The organism is Lysinibacillus sp. FSL M8-0355 (assembly GCF_038008985.1).
Lineage (GTDB): Bacteria > Bacillota > Bacilli > Bacillales_A > Planococcaceae > Lysinibacillus > Lysinibacillus fusiformis_D.
Genome location: NZ_JBBPAI010000001.1, coordinates 2,584,710 through 2,605,563, shown reverse-complemented (window position 1 = coordinate 2,605,563; position 20,854 = coordinate 2,584,710). Strand labels below are relative to the sequence as shown.

Genomic DNA, 20,854 nt, shown 5'->3' with positions numbered 1-20,854 from the left:
AGACTGATGTCAACGCAAGATGTTGAAAATGTCAAACAAGTGCAGCTTGACTTTGATGCGGAATGTCCGTCATGTAGCGCATCAATTGAATTTAATCCTTCCACGGGTAAACTGACTTGTCCGTATTGTGGCTTTGAGACTGAAATAGCAACGCCTGATCAGGAGGAACAAAAAGTTGCCCAGGAAATGGACTTCTTCAACGCAGAAGAACGTGGAAATTTCAATTGGGGCGTGGAGAAAAAAACGGTCATTTGTAAAGCCTGTGCTGCTGAAACGATATATGATGCTCTGCAGGTTGCAGATAGTTGCCCTTATTGTGGTTCCAATCAGGTTATGGAGGCTAGCGCTGAAAATACACTTGCACCGAATGGGGTATGTGCTTTTGAAGTAACAGATAAGCAAGCAGGAGAACATTTTCAAAAATGGATTAAAGGCAGATGGTTTACACCGAAAGCTGCTAAAACTAGTGCAAGACCCGATGCTTTTAAAGGAGTATATCTTCCATATTGGACATTTGACTCCAAAACAAGCTCTAGGTATTCTGCTAGATATGGACGTCATCGAACAGTTACTGATAAAGATGGGAAAACGCACACGGAAACCGATTGGTATTCAACAAGTGGCTTTTATCAGGAGTTTATCGATGATCACTTAGTCAGTGCAACGACCCGATATGATCGCGACATGATGCGCAAGATTGAACCTTTTAATCTTTTAAATAATAAAGCCTATAAACCAGAATATGTAGCTGGATTTTTATCAGAGCGTTACAGTATTGGCTTGCAGGATGGATGGAGCCAAGCAAAAAATGAAATCCATGATCATCTCCATGCACAAATTACGTCCAAAATTCGTTGGGAAAATCGTGCGGATGTAGTATCAAATTTACGCTTTTCCACAAATCATGATGATATTACATACAAATATTTAATGTTACCGATTTGGCTATCCTCCTTCCGCTATAAGGAAAAGATTTATCGCTTTATGGTGAACGGACAAACAGGGCGAGTAGGCGGCAATGCGCCAATTTCACCACTTCGCGTAACCATAGCTGTTCTGTTATCGTTAATGGTACTAGCAATCATTTGGTATTTCTTCCTGTCTGAATAATGATGAGCAGCACTCCAATTTGGAATGCTGCTTTTTTTCATCCCTGACTTCTGGGCGACAGACTGTTTAGATTTTTCGAGCAGATGGGCTATTGGACATAGATTTTTTTACAATAAGTATTGAAGGTTGAAATAACATAAAATTGTCCTGAATTGCTGGGTAAATGACTGATTTATTTAGTATAGATAGGGTTATTATCATGTGTTGTCATGGCTGTTTCCGCGGTATGCTGCATACGTTATAGTGAGAGTACAGCCTTGAAAAAATGTTTTACTGGTTTAAAAATGATCAGATAGTAGAGAAAGCAACCTATTCTGTCTGAAAGTCGTTAGAAATGGTGAAAATCAAACACTGGTTAAAGCGAAGAAAAGGCAAAAATTTAGGTTAGATTTTCCATTAATTATGATAAGTGAAGTTGCGATTTTACTTTAAACCACTTATTATACAGTCAGAGAGCATTTTTTAAGCTATTAATGCACTATATAATGTTATTTTTGAATAACAATAAGAAGTTATTCATAATGGAGGTTTCGATGATGGACGCAATTGAAGTGTTAACAAATTTAGATCAAATACATGGGTATTATCAACCGATATTTAGCGCAGACGCGCATACGGTGATTGCCTACGAAATTTCCGGACATCTCCAAATTGAAGGGCAACAAATTAATTTAAAGGATTTCGTCAATAATGAAGATATTCCAGAAGAATATCGAATTGATATGGAGCATAAAATTTTACATGCGGCATTAGCCAAAATTGATGAGATTGCATCTGATATAGATATTTACATTCCAAGTAATCCAAATTTACTAATGCAAGATTTTGGTGAAAGTCATTTTAATATTATCCAACAATATATAGCTGAAGAGGATTTACGCCGTATCGTACTGGTTGTATCAGAGCACCGTTTTTTAGGAGATATAAATAAATTACACCACGCCCTGCGTTATTTTACGACTTTTGGGGTGAAAACCGCTGTGCAGGAAGTTGGAGCAGAAAGTCATTTAGAGCATATTGCTTTATTGGCACCTCATATTTTAAAGGTTAATACACGTGATTTAAATTATGATTCTTGGTCAGCTCAATCGGACATGATTTCCGCTATTGGTAGCCTTGCCTATAAAATTGGTGCCAATCTTTTATTTGAAGATATCGAAACGGTGTACCAGCTACAATTTGCCTGGAAAAACGGCGGTAGATTTTATCAAGGTCCGTACCTAGCGAATCCAGCAATGACCTTTGTCGATAAAGATGTATTAAAGGAACGCTTTAAAAAGGAATGCCAGCAATTCATTACTTCTGAAAAAAAAATGCTAGAGGCGCAATATGTGCAGTTGAAAAAATTAAGAGAGGAATTAGAGGCAATTGTTCACCGTGTGAAACCAACGAGCGACAATGTATCCCAGCTAGAATATCTTGCCGAGTTATTGGATAATTACTCTTTCCGACTCTATATATGTAATGAGGATGGTTTCCAATTAACACCTAATATTATGCGAATTGATGGTAACTGGGAAGTACAGCCAAGAGCCATTAATAAAAACTGGAGCTGGCGCCCATACTTCCTCCAAACAATTATTAAAATGCGGAATGATCAAAGTGGGGAAATCTCAGAATTATACCGTGATATTGAAACAGGGGAAATTACTAGAACATTCTCCATCGCCATCAACGAACATGAATATTTGTTTGTTGACCTTTCCTATGACTATCTTTATGAGCACAGTATTTTTAGGTAAGCCTAGAAATGCTTACCTATCAAGGGTTATGGGGCGTAACTTATGATTGTACCCCAAAGTTGAAGATTAAAGTGATTTATCCGAATTGAACTTAACCTTTACGGAAGGTTTTCATGAATTTATGCCATAGACTTTTGTTAACTTACAAAGCTTTCATCTTAGGATGGAGGCTTTTTATGTGGAAATATATCCTATGTCATTTTAAATGGTCAGATCAAGTGAAAATAGGTGATGTATTAATGGGAAGTGTAGAAAATGAAATATTCGTGATAAAGTAATGTTGTACTAAAGTATCTGTTGCATCTTTAAAGTTGTTCTTGCGATTATGAGTGATAATGGTGTAATATAGCTTCAACAAATAACCCGAGCTTTGACATGAAAAAAATTTAAAACGTTTATTGATAAAGCATTTAAATGGCCAGATATACGTCAAAAAATAATAGAACTTCATCAGATGCCCGAGGATTTTGCAGTTCCACATAATTCCCCTGAATTTAACTATTTTAAAGTTATTATTCAAGTTATAAACAAAAAGGACGGATGTAATGAAATATAATAAAACAACAATGCTAAAGCTTATCAATGAACATCGAGCGTTGCATGATGAATTAAAAAAGCTAAAATCTGAAATGGGTTTAGAGAAAAACTTCGCAGTAAAGGCATTGTATCATTCATTTGTTGCAGAAGAAGGTCCTTACATGAAAGAATACCAGGATTTAGAGCGATTATAATAATTCATGGTACTACTAACAAATGGTTGGGAAAATAAGGGGAAATCCTTAGTTTAATTTAGTGGAGCATCATTCAAATAAGGAATGATGCTCTTTAATTTTAGAAAGAAATATTAATTGTGTCAGAGAGAGCTTCCTTTGCTTTTTTTTAGAGATTAGGCATCAAAAATGTTTTAATTTGATATTCATAACCATATAATACTATTAAAGCTATTATTAGTATGAATGGAGGAATTAAATGGAAATAAAAACGCAAAATAAATTTATTGATTTAGTGAAAAATACCATTAGTAATAACGGACAAACTATCGGAAAGCGTCTTGAAGATAAGCACAAAGGCTTTGAGAGCGGCTGGAAGGTTGATGGAAATGAAGTTGTGTTTTGGGTTAGTCCTACACTAAGTCTTAGTGATTATACAGGAAGCTTAATGAATGAATTTAGTTTCACTATAGCTTTTGACGAAGAAACAGATAAATTTATTGTATCTGGCAATAGTGCTAAGTCTCGAACTTTGTTATAAATAATCAATTATTGAGTCACATCCAATAGATGTGGCTTTTGTTTTTGTAATGATAAAAAGAGTTGCATGTACAAATTGAATAGTTATGATAATTTTCTGAATATAATGTGTTACTATTTATTTATGAATAATGCTAATGATGGTGAAAAAAGGAGTTATGATGAGTATAAATTTCGAATTTAAAGATTTTCCTAAATTGGAAACGGAACGCTTCATCTTACGAAAAGGTATAGTTGATGATTGCAAAGATATTTTTGCACTTTATTCTGATGAAAAAGTGGTCAAGTATTTGCCATTAACATTATTTGCTTCAGTTGATGATGCATTACATGAATTAAACTGGTATGATAAAATTTTCAAAGAACAAACTGGCTTAAGATGGGTAATTGAAGAAGCTAAGACCAAAAAAGTGATTGGCACTTGTGGTTATTTGAATTATGAGAAAGAACATAACCGCATAGAAATCGGCTACGATTTAAAACCTGAACACTGGGGAAAGGGTATTATGCAAGAGGCTTTAAGTAAGATCATACATTTTGCTTTTACGTCGATGGCAATAAATAAAATTGAAGCGAAAATAGAGCCAGAAAACAATTCATCTATAAGATTGTTGGAAAAATTAAATTTTAGTCAAGAGGGTGTTTTGAGACAACACGAACTTGAAAAAGGGAAGTATGTTGATCTTGCCATTTTTTCAATATTGAAAAGTGAATATTAAGAGATTTAGGAAGAAGTCATGTCCCGTAATGGGAGGTGGCTTTTTCTATTGCTTTGAACATAGCCTCAAGCAGCCTTAATTTGATGTTGTAGTCACATTTTTTAAGTCCGTTGTGCACTAATTTGAGTCTGTTTCCTTTCTTTAGAAAAAGGTCGATTCAGTATCATTAACTTCTGAATCCGCCCCTTCCTCCTAAGAATATTACTGTAGTAAATTTCTTGCTAAATCTGTAAAGGCTTTTATCGATGGAGAAATCCATTTTTCTTGATGCCACAACATTTGAGTGGCAAATTGTATTTCAGATAAATCCCAAGGTAGAGGGATCAGCTCACCTCGCTCCATTTCTCCCTTTAGCGCCATTTCTGGTAATAAGGCAATACCGAGTCCCGCCATTGTACATTGTTTAATGGCTTCTACACTATTAAACTCAAGTTCGGTCAAGCTGTCTGCCCCATTCTTTACCAAAGTACGATAAAAGAAAGTCCGATAAGAGCAACCTTTTTCACTTAATAGAATATGCTCTCTATTAAAATCTTCTATGCTTAATGTAGCACGAGAAGCTAATGGATGGTCGGGGGAAACGACCATAAGAAACGGTTCGTCCAATAAAATTTCTGTATGAAGATCTGATGATACGATAGGTTCATCTAGCATAAAGACCACATCAACATCTCCTTCTCTTAGACTTTGTTTCAAATTTTGACCAGACAAAGGTTTAAAAAGCAGACGAACATGGGGATATTGTTGACGATAATCTCTGAGTAATGCTGGTAAACGGTATGTACAGAGTACTTCGTCTGCACCAATGATAATTGTGCCAGTTAATTCTCCGTTCTGACTGGAGACACAACGGGCTTCCTCTATATCGTTTAATATTTTGGTAGCATAGGGCAATAACTGGTGGCCAGCATCTGTTAATACGACACTCTTGCCCAAGCGATCCAATAACCTGACGCCCAATTCTTCTTCTAACGCCTTGATTTGCATGGTTACAGTAGACGGAACATAGTTCAACACTTCGGCAGTGCGACTAAAACTGCGAGTGGAAGCAAGCGTCCAAAATGTTTTAAGCTGACGGATTTCCATTGATACAGCACCTCTTAATTCAAAAAAAATGAACGTTATATTCAAAAACGTTTCGTTGATTTGATGGTAACAGTATCGTAGAGTAAAAATCAAGCTACACGCAAAATTTTATAAAAGGGGATTTGAATTATGAAAGATTACGAAATTTATTCACTTGGAGATGTCTTGCTACAATCGGGACAAAAATTGCCTCAAGCTTTTCTTGCTTATAAAACCTATGGAACTTTAAATACTGCAAAATCAAATGTGATTGTTTATCCCACTTGGTTTGCTGGCCAGCATACGGATAATGAGTGGTTGATTGGTTCTGGCAAAGCACTTGATCCAGACAAATATTTTATAATCGTGCCTAATATGTTTGGGAATGGATTATCCTCCTCTCCAAGCAATACACAGGCTCCTATGGATAAAGGTAATTTTCCACTTGTAACGATCTATGATAATGTTCGGTTACAACATCGACTCATAACTGAAAAATTTGGTATTAAGAAAATTGCTCTAGTCGTTGGATGGTCACTCGGTGCGCTGCAAACCTTTCAATGGGGAAGAAGTTATCCTGAGATGGTCGAACGGATTGCACCGTTTGGCGGAACAGCAAAGACCAGACCACATGCACAAGTTGTTTTTGAGAGCCTTATCACAGCATTGCAAGCAGACGCCAACTGGAAGCGAGGCTTCTACACTAATCAGCCTACAGCAGGACTTGCTGCGATGGGACGTGCCTATGCGCCATGGGGATTTTCTCAAGCCTACTATTTAGAACAGCTCTATCAAGAAGAAGGGTACACAACATTAAAGGCATATCTAGAAGATTATTGGGATAAAGTGTTTCTTTCCTTTGATGCAAACGACTTGATTGCCATGCTACGAACAGGTATTAACGGAGATATAAGTGCTAATCCTCAAGACAACAGAAATTTTGAAAAAGCGTTAAACTGTATCACTGCTCAAGCCCTTGTTATGCCAGGGTCGACCGATCTTTTTTTTCCGCCAGAGGATAATACTTATGAAGTAAAGCACATGCCTAATGCAGTTTATCGACCAATCGAATCTAAGTGGGGACATTGCTTCGGAATTGGACAAAACGAACAGGATTCTCTTGAGATAGACAACCAATTGAAACAGTTTTTACAATTGGTATAGCAAATTTATGTATGGAGTAAAAGTGAATTTTTATTTGGCATTCATATTGCGAAGAGGGCTAAACGTATAAAATCAATTCACCTTTAATAGAACCTAATTCGAAAAACACCCTCCAAAAAAGAAGTGACTATCTATGCCTATCCAGTAATAGGTAAGTTAAAAATTAAATGAAGTGCAGTATAGAACCATTATGGCATTTATGAATATAACAATTTTAGATAGTCTGTTCAGAATTTGTTGAGGATGCTATGCTATTTTAGTAATGAACACGCATAGGAACAAAAAAACTAGGTGCTCCGATTAGGAGAGCCTAGTTTTTTAAGATGAGAAGAGTCACTTGGGATGGTGTGACCCTGGTAACAAATTCGGAGGTGTAAGGCTAATTTCGCTTTACACTATTATTTATATGCTGTATTCGTTATGGTTATATAGTTAATTGCCTGAGAAATAATAATAAAGAAACTCATAAATCGTCTCTACGCTTCCTTGATTAGCTAGGATAGAAATGGTAAAGTGAAAATAACTTTAGGGAACAGGAGGAGAATTTACATGAAAAAAAGATCTATTCGTTTTTTAAGCATGGGTATAGGGTTCTCCACGGCTGTTTTTTTCTAAAATCGTTGAACAAGGGATAAGTTTGCCCTTTTTTAGAAAAATAAGAACCTAAAGGAGTATGGAAGATGCCAGTAAAAATAGTGCGTAAAAATCCAATGCAGGTGCCTTACCCAGTCGGAAAATATAGCCATGTAACAATCATCCCGAAAGATGCAACAATGTATGCATTTTCAGGACAAATAGGTATCGGTCAAGATGATCAATTGCCTCAAGGATTCGAGGAACAAATAACCAATACATTTAATAATATAGAAACGATTTTAGCAGCTGAGGAATTGGATGCTAGTCATGTAGTCAAGGCTAACATTTGGGCAACAGAGGAGATTGATTGGGCTTATTTCGATCAGCAATGGAAAGCCATGTTTGGTGATTCCTATCCCTCTATGACTGTTGCTTATGTTACGGCTTTAGGGCTACCAGATATTAAAATAGAGATTGATCTTTGGGCTGCTAAATAGCCTAAAAAACGACAATATCCAAAAGATATTGTCGTTTCAGACTGTAGACAAAAGCCCATCGAGAAGTTCACTCTCGATGGTTTTTGTCATTTTTCTTCCTATTTTATTTTTAACATTTGGTAATATACTACCAAATTCAACATACTCTTCGAGCTTAGTTGCTCTCTTAAGCTACTTGCCACGTCCAAGTAGCCAGTTTCTTCAAATTCATGGCAGCAAAAGTAAGCATCGCCTGCATGGACAATTTTTTTAGACCTCTTAAGGTTGTCCATCGCATACCATGCTTTTCTTTTGCATCGGCAAAGACACGCTCAATCGTTTCTTTGCGCTTTGCATAAATTTGTTTGATGTCATAGGAATGGCGTAAATGTTCAGCTTCCTCCACATACGACTCCCAAATATGGCGTTGAATGAGTTTTTGATGATGCTTACTTTCTGTACATTGGGAAAGGCTTGGACACTTCGCACAAATCAAAGGATTCGATTTATATTGGCGATATCCTTCCTTCGTCGTTGTCGCATACTTCAATATCTGCCCTTGTGGGCAAAGATAACAATTATAGTGCTCGTCATATGTATACTCGTGCTTTCGGAAGAATCCATCTTTCGTTTTAGGACGTGTATACGGAAGAACAGGCAACATTTGATTTTCTAACAAAAAGTTCGTAATCGCTGGTGTTTTATAGGCTGCATCTGCTGCAACAGCTAATGGTTTTTGAACATTTTGAATGACCCTTTCAACAAGTGGCTGTAATACATGGCTATCGTGCACATTTCCCGGAGTCACAATGGCACCTAAGACAAAGCCTTTTTCGTCTGTGGCTGCATGAAAGGAATATGCAAACTGCTTCGTACGTTCATCCTTCACGTAATAGCCACTTTCAGGATCTGTCGTGCTTTCCTTTATTTCTTTCCATTCTTCCTTTTCAAACTTCTCCGGGGGAAAGGGCTTTTTTCCGTGTTCTTCACGATCCATATTTAACTCTAATTGAAGCTTCTCTTCATAAGCCCGTGTTTCTTTTCGCACGACCTTTTTATCATACTTCCGTTTATTGGCACTCGCTTTCACATGCGTAGAATCAATAAATAGATGGTCTGCATGGAGGAGTCCCTGATGCATAATCTCTTTTAATATACGATAGAAAATCTGTTCAAATATATCGGTGTCATGAAAGCGACGGACATAATTTTTACCGAAGGTAGAGAAATGCGGGACTTCTGTATGGAAGCCAAATCCTAAAAACCAACGATACGCCATATTCGTTTCAATTTCTTTGATCGTTTGACGCATGGAGCGAATGCCAAAAACATATTGAATAAACGTCATTTTAAAGAGAACAACAGGATCAATACTTGGACGCCCATTAGGTGAATAGAGATGTTCTACTAAAGGATAGATAAATGAAAAATCAATAGCAGCCTCCAGTTTTCTCACTAAATGATCGTTGGGAACTAATTGATCAATCGTTAACATTTCTAATTGTTCACGTTCATTGGTATGATTTTTCGTCATCATGGTTGATCACCTCAAAAGTTTACTTTTTATCAATAGATGAATAAGGAATTCTTTATGTAGAAGTTGATTGGAACGAAGGGCGGCGACTCCTGCGGGAAAAGCGGGAAAGTCGAGATCCTGGACTGAGCGAAGCGAGGGAAGCAGCTCGACCCCGCCCGCGGAAAGCGTCCGCCCGTAGTGGAAATCAACGGCTTTACTTTTTTACTTTATTTTATTGTAAAAGAAAAAAGACTGTAGGCAAACTCAAAATTCATTGAGTTTGTCTACAGTCTGAAACGACAATATCCAAAAGATATTGTCGTTTTTTGTATAAATACTGTTCTAACGTAACATCCTTTTTAATTGCTTCAATTCATAATTTAATTCGTCAATTTGCTTTTGTAGTTTGTCAATATCATTGCTATTGCTTTCATTTTCCTTCAACTCATCCTCTAAAGCAAGACCAGCCGCAATAGTCGCTATTGCGTCACCGAGTGTTGTAATGGCTCCTGCAATGACCGCCAGCTTAGCTGCTTGGCTAACTGATTCGATCCCCTCGCTATTCCTATAGCCCTTGTTATTTTTCATAAAATCCTCCCTACAAAAAAGGGTATTATTTGCATTATATGTTTAGGATAAGTGACAGGTGAAAAATCATTTGGCATACATAGCCTAAAAGGTTACTGATGTTGGCAAAGAGGCAATAGAAAACCACCTACAACAATATAACACTGGGCTCGTTTTTTAGCTCTGATTGGAGTGGCTGTTGATCCTGTCAGCAAATCGTATAAAGGAAAGTGCATCTTTATAAAATCACGGGTTTTGAATAGTAGTGGAGAGTGAAGGGTAACGGTTATTAACAAAGAGAAATTCACTGGAGCGAAAGCAGACCGACCACAATTAAATAAGCTGCTATCTAAAGCAGAGGAAGGTGAGAAGCTTGTTATAACCAAACCCTTACAAATAACTTTTGCAACAGTGGAGTCTCTTTATAGGGAACATCATTGATTTCATGAAGCCCTCCTATGTTTAGCACCAATAATCAAGTGGTTATTTAAAGAGGTGTTTTCCAGAAATTTTGCGATTTTTGGAGGCTTTTATTACATAGCTATTTCAAGGTAATTCAAAGAATAAATAATCATTTTACCTTATGGTAAAATATGATGTCAATAATAAATTTGTAATTTTTTAAAAAAATGTTATAATAGTCTTACAATTACTTTTTTAAAATCGTATTTCGAATTCAGATGTCCTTTTTTACAGATAGAATTTGGGTACGTTTTTTTAATATCCTTTTTTAAGCCGAAGAAAAAATCAAAACAGTTATGTGTGCTTTAAAGGAAGTTAGTTGAATAAAATGATTAATTTACTATCTAATAGTAACCGAGTTTTTATTCCTTAAGGAGGACTAGAATAATGAATCTAATCAATAAGAAAGTTACACACAAGCGTTTTGGCATAGGTAGTATAGTTAAGCATAATGATTCTAGTATTGAAATACATTTCGGATCGGAAAATAAAAGGTTTGTTTTCCCTGATGTATTTGGAAAGCACCTAAAAATACATGATAAAAGTGATGCTAAGTTACTTGAAGAGATTATACAAAAAAAGGAAATTGAGCGAAAAGAGGAAGAATGGAAGAAGGAAGAGGAAAAAATACTACAAAGAAAAAAACTGGTACTTCGTTTGGAACATGAAAAACTTATGCATAACCATAAACTTCATCCCGCATCACAAATGGTTTTTTGGTGTGACACAGAAGAACAGGATAGTTCTTTTTCAGAGTGGAAAGTTTTTTCGGGCATATTAAAAAGTGGTAATAACAAAGGAAAGCCAAACAAACCGAGCCGTTTGCACCAAAATAGCGCTGTCCTCTTAACAGCAAAAGATTCCAGCATGCTTGAAAAAGACAGACGTATCTTAGGTGTCTATATGGTGAATGAAAACTTTGTCGGCAAGCTTTGTGAAGATGGATATATTCCAGCTCATTCAAAATACAGAATTCAACTTACAGAACAGGAATCGGATCAGCTGCTTTTCTGGCACTATTATATCAATGAAAAATTCCCTGAAAAAATGACATGGAATACAGGTAAATATCGTTATTTTGAAAATTTATGGATGGCTCAAATTTTGCTTGATATAGTTTCATTAAAAAGTGACACAGATGAACGAGAGCTGGCACAACAATTTTTTAAACATTTTTGTAAAATGAATCAAATAACAGCCCAAGAGTTACCAAAGCCTAATGGCGCATTAACGCGTATATAGATGTTAGTCCAAGGATTATAAGAATGACGAACAACTATTTTTTAGCGGTATATTTGATTGCATTTTACTAAGAAGAAAAGACAAAGCATCGAATAATCAGATACTTTGTCTACAGTCTGAGGTTGAGAAATTATTTTCTCAACCTTTTTATTCGGTGTTTTTTAGTTACACTCAATATTTTCTACATTTAAACACTTAGTTTCACAATAATAGCCTTTGCCGCCAACATAAACTTTTTCTATTTCATTCTTGCTATTGGTTGCTAATTTAACTAATATTTCAGAAGGTGAGTGTAAAGAATACCCTTGTTCAAATACATAGACTTCTTTTTGCAAGTAGTGCTTTTCATAAAGGTAGCAAGCTAATGCACCGTTTGAAGTTCCAGTCGCTGCTTCTTCATTGATGTCGTATAGTGGAGCAAAATTTCTGCATATAATTCGATTGTCATTAAAAGTATATAGATGCATCCCGACAACATTATAATACTTGCTGATTGTTTTAATTTTTTCAAAATTAGGTTGCAGTGCATGTAATCGTGTTTCGCTTTTTATAGGAATTAAAATATCTTTTAAGCCTGTGGAGACAATTTGAATTGGGTATTTATTGTCTATATCTTTAATGTCAAAACAGTCGATGAACTCGTTTGGAGATACAATATCATAGAATTTCGGTTTGTTTTGTTCCATAAATATGATGTCATCTTTTATGGTAATAGTAAGGACACCGCTGTTCGTTTCAATCGTATAGCTATTCCTGAAAAGTTTATTTAAATGCATCAGTATCGCGAAAGAGCCAATTGTGGCATGACCACATAAATCAACTTCTTCTTTTGGTGTAAAATACTCAAATTTATAATCAGCAATTTCAGATTCTGATATAAATGCGGTTTCCGCATAGCCCAGTTGTTTGGCTATTGCCATTTTTTGAGTAGTGGTCAATGTATTCTCAATAAATACCACTCCTGCTTTATTTCCGCCTTTATGATCCTTGCTAAATGCACTTGCAACATAAACAGATATTTTCATAAGACACCCTTCTTTCCTCACTTATAGTAAATTGTAGCATAGAAAGCACTAGGTATAAATGATGTTGGATAAATTTGCTATAAAGCAAGAGACAAACTATTTTTAGCATCTGAACTCTCCAGAAATAGTTTATCTACAGTTTGAGTCACTAGATTTATTTTCTTTTGTTTCCTATAAAGTGTCCCAAATGTTTACTTTCGGTTCTTAATAGCTATTTTATAAAAATAAAAAAACAGCGTCAGCACTGGGCTTACGCTGTTTTTAAATTAGTCACATCTGCATATTTCTGACCGTAATCGTATGTATGCAATAAGTGACCAAATAAAATGGGGATGTGTTTCTTGCTGAAGATATGAGCAAAGATGGAAAGCGAGTAGGGTACATTACCAATATATGACGTTTAATCCACTACTGATAGGTGTTTATCATTGACGATAAATAATTAGTGCCCTTTTTTGCTTTGGCGTAGGGGAGGGGCTGTCCAATAGGTACCCATTCGCCACAGCCATTCCATAGGGCCAAAGCGGAAAAAATGTAACCATAGCTTGCTAAAGAGCAATTGACAAACATAAATACCTAGACAAATCCACAAAGACTCAATGTAACGAAGCTGTCCAATGAGTTGGAAGGCATGACCGATTACTAGAATAAGTGCGGTTTGCCCCAAGTAATTGGTTAAGGCCATTCGTCCATATGCCTTTAATGGTGATAACAGTTGTTGAAATAAAGAGTTTTGTAGTAATAGAATGATTGTCCCCATGTAAAATGCCGAAGCGAATGGGCTAAACTGTAATCCGATTAATGCAAATTGCTCGATATTTGTAATATGGACGTCTAGCTGATCCTTAGACAGCTGATCCATCGTATCGATTGCATCAGGGACATACTGCCATTGATAAATCCAGCTAGCAATACTTATACAGCCCATAACAATCGTTACTAGTATGATTTTATTTCGATGAATTGAGATATTTTCAAATAAGCGATATTGACCAGCAGTTAGACCTAGCAAAATAAGTGGAAAGGGCATCAAAATTTTAAGGCCCCAATAAGCAGTAATAGCTAATAGGATTAATCCAATGATTAGATTGAATTGTTTGCGTATTTTATAAAATGGCAAGGCTACAAAGCCAAAAATGGCATAGACCGTTAAGGCTTCACCTGGTTGGAAATAGAAATGGACAATCCCCATAAGTAATAACATCAAAAGTCTGCGACTAAATAAGGAATAAGCTTTTTCATTTCTTGCAAGGGCACGAGAAATAAAAAGATAGAATCCTATACCAAATAAAAATGAAAAAATGATGAAAAATTTACCCTCTATAAAAAGAGTTAAAAAGCGACTATAGGCGATATCGCTCGTTAATGTAGGGGGTTCAATCCACATTAATGCGGGAATATTAACTAAAATAATGCCAAGTAGAGCGAATCCTCTTAAATAATCTAATGTATCAATTCGTTTGTTGTTGTCGGTTGGTTGCAACGGTCATCTCCTCCTTCAAAGCCAAGTATAAGATAGTTTACTAAAAAGTAGTAACGATGAAGGTTACACGAATCTGACGAAATTGTCATCTAACAGATTAGCTTTCATTTGGCTCTGGATATATCTCTAATAGCTCGTGTGCATGCTGACGCAATAGTTGAATTAATGCTTGGGGTTCTTTGACAATCGCATGTGGACCGAGGCGAAAGAAAAGGGAGCTATTAAATTGAAGTTCACCTTGATCGATTATCGTATCAATATAGCCTGTACCATCACTAAGTAGGACAACAGCTTTTTCAAGATGTGGCTCACTTAAACATTGACGAACCCCTTCACTTGATAATTCTACATATAAGCGAATAGGATGTTGAGGTTCATAGGCACTTTCGAGCCATTGCTGCAAATTCATAGTCGTCTTATGGCTTTCATCGCTGGCTTCAATGGCATGGATACGATCAACACGAAAGAGTAAAATTTTTTCGTTTGATAATAGTAACGCAGGCATATACCATAAGCCATCATGAGCGTACACACCAATAGGCTGGACATGCTTTGAAGTGATACCAGACTTTGATTCATATTGGATATGCAATTGTGATTGCTTGATGATTGCCTCTAAAACGTCTGTTAAGAGTGGTGTTGTAATGGCCCTTTTAGGATTCCAAAAGGCCATATAGGATTGCAGCGTATCCACCTTTTTCTTGGCCTCCTTCTGTAAGGAATCATAAAGCTTTTGAGAAACAGACTTCATTTCGGTATTAAAAGGTAAGTCACGATAATAATGCAAAGATTGGAACGCAAAGAAAATAGAGACCGCTTCTTCCTCAGTAAATAAGATAGGGGGGAGAATCGCATTTGACAATACTGTATAGCCGCCATGTCTGCCCTGCTCCGCATAGATAGGTAGCCCCATGTCACTTAAATCTAAAGGTAACGATGCACCGTTCGCACCGAAATATTGAATGTGTCGGCAATTTCCTGCGCTGTAAATTTCTTTTTAGCACTGACAAATAACAAAATATCAATTAATCGTTTGGCTTTGGACATATTTTTTCACCTTTTTATTTAATCATGCCAATAGTTGTCATGTTTTATATCTAGTATAGAGATTGTACAAGAGATTTTCAAAAGAACAGGAGTTGACGAGATGTCACGAGAAATAGTGGTATTTATCGGATTAAGTGTAGATGGATTTATTGCCAAGGAAAATGATGATTTACAGTGGCTTGAAGAAACAGAAGGGGAAGGAGATAATGGCTACTCCGATATGTATCAAACTATTGATACTGTTATTATGGGCAAACGAACATACGATTATATTTTAGCGCATAGCGATACGTTCCCATATCCTGATAAAAGGTGCTATGTGTTTACAACATCTCAATCTGGGAAAGATAAACATGTGACGTTTGTTCAAGAGGATGTTGTCGCATTTACTAAGCAATTAAAAGAACAACAAGGTGCAAAAATTTGGATGGTTGGTGGTGCGGGGATTCTAGACGCCTTTTTACAGGAACAGTTAATTGATGAATGGATTATTACCATTACTCCCCATTTGCTAGGTGCAGGGATATCTTTGTTTAAATCTCCACGTCCGTTCGAAAATTTAAGGCTACTGGAGACAAAGCGATATGGTCAAATGGTGCAAATGCATTATCAGGTGAGAAAAGAGGCTTAAATCGAGCCTCTTTATCCGAAGATGCGAGAATTTACATTCGACTGTATCAAATATGATGATAAAGTCTCTTTCTAAATGGAGGTAAGAAATAGGAACCTCCTCTTTACCATTGTTGAAATTATTGTATAATAAAGGGAATATTTCTACAAAGATACATAAGATGGGAGATGATTCGGTGACGATAGGATTTCCACAAAGAATACATATTATTGGATCTGTTGGCAGTGGGAAAACGACATTAGCGAGGGAATTATCTAAAACCTATCAGATTCCTTTTTATGAATTAGATAATGTGGCATGGATTCGAAAGTATTCAGGGGATATTAGGCGAACAGATGAAGAAAAAAAGGAGCACTTACAAAGCATTCTCCAAACGAACATTTGGATTATTGAAGGAATTCATCAAGAGGAGTGGGTTGTTGAAAGCTTCCAACAAGCTGATTGCATCATCTTTCTCAATACGCCTTATCCTATTCGTGTCTTCCGTATTATGAAGCGGTTTATGAAACAAAAAATCGGTATCGAAAAAGCCCATTATCAGCCAACATTTTCGATTTTCTTTAAAATGTTTCGTTGGAATAAACGCTTTGAGCAGAAGGGGAAACCTAAATTTTTTAAACAACAAAGCGATCTGTTAAATAAAATTTTAGTAGTTCAGCATAAAAAGGATTTGGATCACTTCCTTCAACAATTCTAAAGCGTATCCCGATAAAAGGATACGCTTTTTTTAAGCATTTTTCTTTGTGCGTGTAGTACGCTTTCTTGTAGCTGGCTTTTTTGTTTTATCTAAGGAAGCCTGTAGTGCTGTCATTAAATCTGTGACATTATCAGGAATTGGACGTTGTTTATCACTGGTCGCTATCGTATTCGTACCTTTCTTTTCCTCGATTAATTCTAGTAAAGCATTGCGGTAATCGTCCGTATATTTTTCAGGGTTGAATGTAGTCGTCAATTGGTCTACCAGCAATAGAGCTGTTTCAAGCTCCTTTGGTACAACATCCTGTTCACTTGGAATATTTGGAACATCCCCAACACTTCTCACTTCATCTGGATAGTGAATGGTTTCCATCACGAGGGCATTTTGATAAACGCGCACGATGGCAAGCTGTTCCTTAGATCGAATAATAATTTTAGCAATGCCAATTTTTCCTGATTGCTCTAATGTTTTAAGTAATAAGGAATAGGCCTTAGCTCCGGTTGCATCAGGAGAGAGGAAATAAGTGCGCTCAAAATAAATGGGGTCAATTTCAGTTAATTGCACAAAATCAATAATTTCCACAGCTTTATCTTCATTTTCCTTACGCAAGTTTTCTAAATCCTCTTGATCCAACACGACAAATTTATTTTTGGCATATTCATAAGCTTTGACGATCTCTTCATCTTTTACTTCTTGGTTACAGCCCTCGCAAACCTTTTTGTAGCTAATCGGCGTATGGCACTCCTTGTGAAGCTGTCGCAATTTAACATCTTTATTTTCAGTAGCGGCATGTAGTTTCACAGGGATATTAACCAGTCCAAAGGAAATACTGCCTTTCCACACTGTATGCATTGTTTGTCACCTCGTTTTTCTTACTATGATATATTTTGATGCTTTTTATGTATCTTAAATTGAAATCATCAAACACTGAAAATAAAAAGCAAAGTAGGTATGGTGAAATGAAACCAATGCTTTTAACGGAAACAAATGATATTCCTAGTGGCGGTGAATGGTTATTTGAAACGAAATATGACGGTTTTCGCTGTATATTAGTTTGGGATGAAGAGCCGCTGCTCATTAGCCGTAATGGTCGAAATTTAAACCACTTGTTTCCTGAAATTTTGGCTTTTTGTCAGCAAATACATGCGTCCATTCAAGCATTTTTACCATTAACCTTAGATGGGGAGTTAGTTTATTTACGCAATCAATACAAAAGCGAATTTGCCATTGTTCAAAAAAGAGGGAGAATGCAAAATCAAGATGCCATTGAGACACATGCAAAAGCTTTTCCTTTTCGCTATCTTGTGTTTGACGTGCTAGTTTTCAAAGGGGTGTCACTGCAAAACCGCTATTTAAAAACACGTAAAGAGCAATTGTCCAAGCTTGCAACAAGATTAAAACTGCCAAGCGTCGACTATGAGGATCCAAGGTCTATACAAATGATCCAAGGTGATGAGGACAGAGAGAATGTATGGCAAGCCATCAAGGTTTACAATGGTGAGGGCATGGTGGCGAAGAAGAAAACAAGTAAATGGCTGGATAACACCCGTTCTAGTCATTGGTTAAAAATTAAAAATTGGCGTTATGTGACGGTCATAGTAACGCAGTATGATCAGGTCAATGGCTATTTTCATGGCTCAATTTATGATGAGGGACAAATACGAGAAGTCGTTACATTTAAGCATGGCATGGCTGAAGAAGAACAGCAAACACTTGTCGCATTCTTTCAGGCAAATGGGCAGCGCCATAAAGGACTATGGCAGTTAGAGCCTTCTATTTGTGTCGATATCGCATGTATAGATTTCGACGGCAGTAAGCTTCGAGAGCCTAGATTTCATGCTTTCCGATTAGAGCTATCACCAGAAGATTGTCAATGGCAGCATATGCAGCGGCAGCTTTTTCCAATCCCCGAATCAGTACCCATTACCCATCCAGAGAAACCAGTGTGGCCTGAAATGGGTATAACAAAGGATTATTATTTATCCTATTTACAAAGCATCGCGCCCTATTTATTACCTTTTCTAAAGGATCGTCCACTAACATTAATACGATTTCCACATGGTGTTCCAGGAGAAAGCTTTTATCAAAAAAGTAGACCAGAAAAACTGCCTGATTTTGTGGCAACGACGGTGATGGATCATATTGATACTATAATATGTAACAATATGGAAACCCTTTTGTGGTTAGGAAATCAACTGGCTATAGAGCTGCACATTCCATTTCAGACACAGCATTCCATTTATCCAACAGAAATTGTTTTCGATTTGGATCCTCCCTCAGCACAGCATTTTTCATTAGCTATTACAGGTGCACTTGATTTAAAGGACATTATTGACTTTTTTAATCTACAATCTTTTGTCAAAACATCGGGCGGGAAAGGCTTACAGCTTTATATTCCATTACCCGAAAATACTTTTAGCTATGAAGAGGTGCGTGTGTTTACTGAATTTGTTTGTCGTTTTTTATGTCAGCAAAAACCGAATTTATATACAATGGAGCGTTTAAAAAAGAATCGTCATGAAAAATTATATTTAGATTATTTACAGCATGCTGAGGGTAAAACCATTATTGCTCCCTATTCCACTCGTGGCAATGTACAGGGCTTAGTCGCAACACCTCTGCATTGGGGGGAAGTTCATGAGAGTCTATCACCAGAGTTCTTCACGATTCCTGCTGTCATGGAACGTATGAAAAAAGGGAGTAACCCCTTTCAATCATTTCGTGAGGTGGGGGAGCAACAGGATTTTCAAGCTGCTTTGGATCGTTTAAAAGAATGATTCCTTTTCAAATTTATCTAGGTGAATACATGGCCCTTCTAAACCTAGTAAAAAGAATAAGCAAGCATCAGCTAGTAGGAAAAAAGCAATCCTACTGAAAAACAGGCTAGTTTTGACTACATTAGCAGCAGTCCCCTTTATAGGGATGCAAGTGGAGAAGCTAAGCGTTTCGCAAGTTTCCTTGTGGCCCCGAAAAGAGGTGTCTCCAAAATCACTAGAGACACCTCTTTTTACTGTTAGCGTGACGCCTGGGTATTTACTTTTTCTAAGTAGTCCAGTATGCCCATTGATGACACAATCGTATCGAACGGGATTGTTTGATAGACTGGATGATCTGTGGGAATGTCGTTTTCCTGTAAATAGCTGAATAAAAGAGCCTTTAAGCGATCATCTAGATAGCGAACTTGCTGCTGGAAGTCACTTGATGCCGCTTGTGCGTTTCTGCCCTCTGCTAGAAAGAGAGGCGTCCAATAGCGCACCTGACGATAAGCCTCTGTTGGATTTTTATACGCACCGTAATGGCCGAAATATAGTTCACTTGCATGGAGCTTTTCATACAATTGAAGAGATAGCTCCATTGTTTCTGGGTCGTACTGGTTTGGAGAAGTCGACGGAATGATTAAATCAATCGCTTCACCATCCATTTCTGGGTAACGAACGCCTGTTGTATCCCCGACAAACAAGCCATTTGTAGCAGAATAAAGCATTGAAACATGATGTTTAGCATGACCTTCTGTATGAAAGAACGTTAAATGATGTTGTCCTAAAGATAGACGCTGTTCATGGCTAACCTCAATAATTCGCGTAGCATCGATAGGCACAATTGGATCAAAGAGTTTATCAAATTCAGCACCATAAACGCTCTTTGCACTGGAAATAAGGCGACTTGGATCAATCATGTGAGCCGCCCCTCGTGGATGGACTACTAATTTGGCATTAGGACAGCTTTGTAAAAATAAACCTGCGCCGCCAGCATGATCTAAATGGATATGTGTCACGATTACATAGTGAATATCCTCTAATGCAATATTTAATTCCTTTAATCCTGCCATAATATAAGGAACGGAAGGGCTTGCAGAAGTTTCGATCAAGGCAATTTTTTCATCCATTAATAAATAGGAGCTCGTTCGCTGCTCACGATTTAAATCATGTGTGTCAATACAATAGAAATTTGGTGCGATTTGTTGGACATTAGTCAAATGTATTTCCCCCTTTTATTTCAAAAATGACTAAAATATGCTTTCGAATGCAATATTTAGCTACAAAAAGTAGTAGTTATACTATATAATAATAGAAAATTAAACT

At 36.8% G+C, this 20,854-nt stretch carries 18 protein-coding genes and 1 pseudogene; 11 read left to right on the top strand and 8 right to left on the bottom strand.

The window, feature by feature from the left end; all coding sequences use genetic code 11:
• Positions 1-6 precede the first annotated feature (6 nt).
• The 5 genes from MKY46_RS12760 (at position 7) to MKY46_RS12740 (ending at position 4,821) form a co-directional block, all read left to right on the top strand.
• The gene (locus MKY46_RS12760) at positions 7-1,110 is read left to right on the top strand and encodes a hypothetical protein (protein WP_058843669.1); all 1,104 of its coding nucleotides are present in this window, start codon (positions 7-9) and stop codon (positions 1,108-1,110) included.
• Between the two features lie 536 nt (positions 1,111-1,646).
• On the top strand, positions 1,647-2,852 hold the full coding sequence (locus MKY46_RS12755; RefSeq protein WP_036117053.1) for an EAL-associated domain-containing protein: 1,206 nt from the start codon (positions 1,647-1,649) through the stop codon (positions 2,850-2,852).
• Between the two features lie 545 nt (positions 2,853-3,397).
• Positions 3,398-3,583, top strand: a complete 186-nt coding sequence (locus MKY46_RS12750) for a hypothetical protein (RefSeq protein ID WP_058843670.1) — start codon at positions 3,398-3,400, stop codon at positions 3,581-3,583.
• Positions 3,584-3,821: 238 nt separating this feature from the next.
• Positions 3,822-4,103 carry a hypothetical protein gene (locus tag MKY46_RS12745; protein ID WP_036117048.1) on the top strand — a complete coding sequence of 94 codons (282 nt, stop codon included), beginning with the start codon at positions 3,822-3,824 and terminating at the stop codon, positions 4,101-4,103.
• A 160-nt stretch (positions 4,104-4,263) separates the two neighbouring features.
• The gene (locus MKY46_RS12740) at positions 4,264-4,821 is read left to right on the top strand and encodes a GNAT family N-acetyltransferase (RefSeq protein ID WP_340835671.1); all 558 of its coding nucleotides are present in this window, start codon (positions 4,264-4,266) and stop codon (positions 4,819-4,821) included.
• A 201-nt stretch (positions 4,822-5,022) separates the two neighbouring features.
• Here the strand turns inward: MKY46_RS12740 and MKY46_RS12735 are convergent, their stop codons facing one another.
• Positions 5,023-5,907, bottom strand: a complete 885-nt coding sequence (locus tag MKY46_RS12735; RefSeq protein ID WP_340834398.1) for a LysR family transcriptional regulator — start codon at positions 5,905-5,907, stop codon at positions 5,023-5,025.
• Positions 5,908-6,036: 129 nt separating this feature from the next.
• On the opposite strand from MKY46_RS12735, the gene MKY46_RS12730 reads away from it, so the two are divergent.
• Entirely contained in the window at positions 6,037-7,050 is a 1,014-nt protein-coding gene (locus MKY46_RS12730; RefSeq protein WP_340834395.1) for an alpha/beta fold hydrolase, read from the top strand.
• A gap of 680 nt (positions 7,051-7,730) precedes the next feature.
• A complete protein-coding gene (locus MKY46_RS12725; protein ID WP_340834394.1) occupies positions 7,731-8,123 on the top strand; it encodes a RidA family protein in 393 nt (130 codons plus the stop codon).
• Between the two features lie 166 nt (positions 8,124-8,289).
• On the opposite strand, the gene MKY46_RS12720 is transcribed toward MKY46_RS12725, so the two are convergent.
• A complete protein-coding gene (locus tag MKY46_RS12720; RefSeq protein ID WP_330493489.1) occupies positions 8,290-9,639 on the bottom strand; it encodes an IS1182-like element ISBsp5 family transposase in 1,350 nt (449 codons plus the stop codon).
• Positions 9,640-9,960: 321 nt separating this feature from the next.
• Positions 9,961-10,206 (bottom strand): hypothetical protein, encoded by a 246-nt coding sequence (locus MKY46_RS12715; protein ID WP_036117032.1) that lies wholly within the window; start codon positions 10,204-10,206, stop codon positions 9,961-9,963.
• A gap of 828 nt (positions 10,207-11,034) precedes the next feature.
• Here MKY46_RS12715 and MKY46_RS12710 point away from each other — a divergent pair.
• Positions 11,035-11,889 carry a hypothetical protein gene (locus MKY46_RS12710; RefSeq protein WP_036117030.1) on the top strand — a complete coding sequence of 285 codons (855 nt, stop codon included), beginning with the start codon at positions 11,035-11,037 and terminating at the stop codon, positions 11,887-11,889.
• Between the two features lie 161 nt (positions 11,890-12,050).
• Here MKY46_RS12710 and MKY46_RS12705 read toward each other — a convergent pair whose 3' ends face one another.
• The 3 genes and pseudogenes from MKY46_RS12705 to MKY46_RS12695 all read right to left on the bottom strand — a co-directional run bounded on the left by MKY46_RS12705 (position 12,051) and on the right by MKY46_RS12695 (position 15,444).
• A complete protein-coding gene (locus MKY46_RS12705) occupies positions 12,051-12,914 on the bottom strand; it encodes a PhzF family phenazine biosynthesis protein (protein ID WP_058843677.1) in 864 nt (287 codons plus the stop codon).
• 442 nt (positions 12,915-13,356) lie between these two features.
• Entirely contained in the window at positions 13,357-14,397 is a 1,041-nt protein-coding gene (locus tag MKY46_RS12700) for a DUF418 domain-containing protein (RefSeq protein WP_058843678.1), read from the bottom strand.
• 97 nt (positions 14,398-14,494) lie between these two features.
• Positions 14,495-15,444 (bottom strand): annotated as a pseudogene (locus tag MKY46_RS12695) (helix-turn-helix transcriptional regulator).
• A 100-nt stretch (positions 15,445-15,544) separates the two neighbouring features.
• Between MKY46_RS12695 and MKY46_RS12690 the strand changes: the two are divergent.
• A complete protein-coding gene (locus tag MKY46_RS12690; protein WP_036117023.1) occupies positions 15,545-16,075 on the top strand; it encodes a dihydrofolate reductase family protein in 531 nt (176 codons plus the stop codon).
• A 175-nt stretch (positions 16,076-16,250) separates the two neighbouring features.
• Complete coding sequence (locus MKY46_RS12685) at positions 16,251-16,772, top strand: AAA family ATPase (protein WP_058843680.1); 522 nt, start codon at positions 16,251-16,253, stop codon at positions 16,770-16,772.
• A gap of 30 nt (positions 16,773-16,802) precedes the next feature.
• On the opposite strand, the gene ku is transcribed toward MKY46_RS12685, so the two are convergent.
• Complete coding sequence (gene ku / locus MKY46_RS12680) at positions 16,803-17,624, bottom strand: non-homologous end joining protein Ku (RefSeq protein ID WP_058843681.1); 822 nt, start codon at positions 17,622-17,624, stop codon at positions 16,803-16,805.
• Positions 17,625-17,731: 107 nt separating this feature from the next.
• On the opposite strand from ku, the gene MKY46_RS12675 reads away from it, so the two are divergent.
• Complete coding sequence (locus tag MKY46_RS12675) at positions 17,732-19,549, top strand: DNA ligase D (protein ID WP_058843682.1); 1,818 nt, start codon at positions 17,732-17,734, stop codon at positions 19,547-19,549.
• Between the two features lie 236 nt (positions 19,550-19,785).
• On the opposite strand, the gene MKY46_RS12670 is transcribed toward MKY46_RS12675, so the two are convergent.
• Positions 19,786-20,748 carry an MBL fold metallo-hydrolase gene (locus MKY46_RS12670; protein WP_340834390.1) on the bottom strand — a complete coding sequence of 321 codons (963 nt, stop codon included), beginning with the start codon at positions 20,746-20,748 and terminating at the stop codon, positions 19,786-19,788.
• Positions 20,749-20,854 lie beyond the last annotated feature (106 nt).

Excerpts from the sequence above, each read along its gene's own strand:
- MKY46_RS12760 (WP_058843669.1), top strand. The coding sequence starts at position 7 with ATGTCAACGCAAGATGTTGAAAATGTCAAACAAGTGCAGCTTGACTTT.
- MKY46_RS12755 (WP_036117053.1), top strand. The coding sequence starts at position 1,647 with ATGGACGCAATTGAAGTGTTAACAAATTTAGATCAAATACATGGGTAT.
- MKY46_RS12750 (WP_058843670.1), top strand. The coding sequence starts at position 3,398 with ATGAAATATAATAAAACAACAATGCTAAAGCTTATCAATGAACATCGA.
- MKY46_RS12745 (WP_036117048.1), top strand. The coding sequence starts at position 3,822 with ATGGAAATAAAAACGCAAAATAAATTTATTGATTTAGTGAAAAATACC.
- MKY46_RS12740 (WP_340835671.1), top strand. The coding sequence starts at position 4,264 with ATGAGTATAAATTTCGAATTTAAAGATTTTCCTAAATTGGAAACGGAA.
- MKY46_RS12735 (WP_340834398.1), bottom strand. The coding sequence starts at position 5,907 with ATGGAAATCCGTCAGCTTAAAACATTTTGGACGCTTGCTTCCACTCGC.
- MKY46_RS12730 (WP_340834395.1), top strand. The coding sequence starts at position 6,037 with ATGAAAGATTACGAAATTTATTCACTTGGAGATGTCTTGCTACAATCG.
- MKY46_RS12725 (WP_340834394.1), top strand. The coding sequence starts at position 7,731 with ATGCCAGTAAAAATAGTGCGTAAAAATCCAATGCAGGTGCCTTACCCA.
- MKY46_RS12720 (WP_330493489.1), bottom strand. The coding sequence starts at position 9,639 with ATGATGACGAAAAATCATACCAATGAACGTGAACAATTAGAAATGTTA.
- MKY46_RS12715 (WP_036117032.1), bottom strand. The coding sequence starts at position 10,206 with ATGAAAAATAACAAGGGCTATAGGAATAGCGAGGGGATCGAATCAGTT.
- MKY46_RS12710 (WP_036117030.1), top strand. The coding sequence starts at position 11,035 with ATGAATCTAATCAATAAGAAAGTTACACACAAGCGTTTTGGCATAGGT.
- MKY46_RS12705 (WP_058843677.1), bottom strand. The coding sequence starts at position 12,914 with ATGAAAATATCTGTTTATGTTGCAAGTGCATTTAGCAAGGATCATAAA.
- MKY46_RS12690 (WP_036117023.1), top strand. The coding sequence starts at position 15,545 with ATGTCACGAGAAATAGTGGTATTTATCGGATTAAGTGTAGATGGATTT.
- ku (WP_058843681.1), bottom strand. The coding sequence starts at position 17,624 with ATGCATACAGTGTGGAAAGGCAGTATTTCCTTTGGACTGGTTAATATC.
- MKY46_RS12675 (WP_058843682.1), top strand. The coding sequence starts at position 17,732 with ATGAAACCAATGCTTTTAACGGAAACAAATGATATTCCTAGTGGCGGT.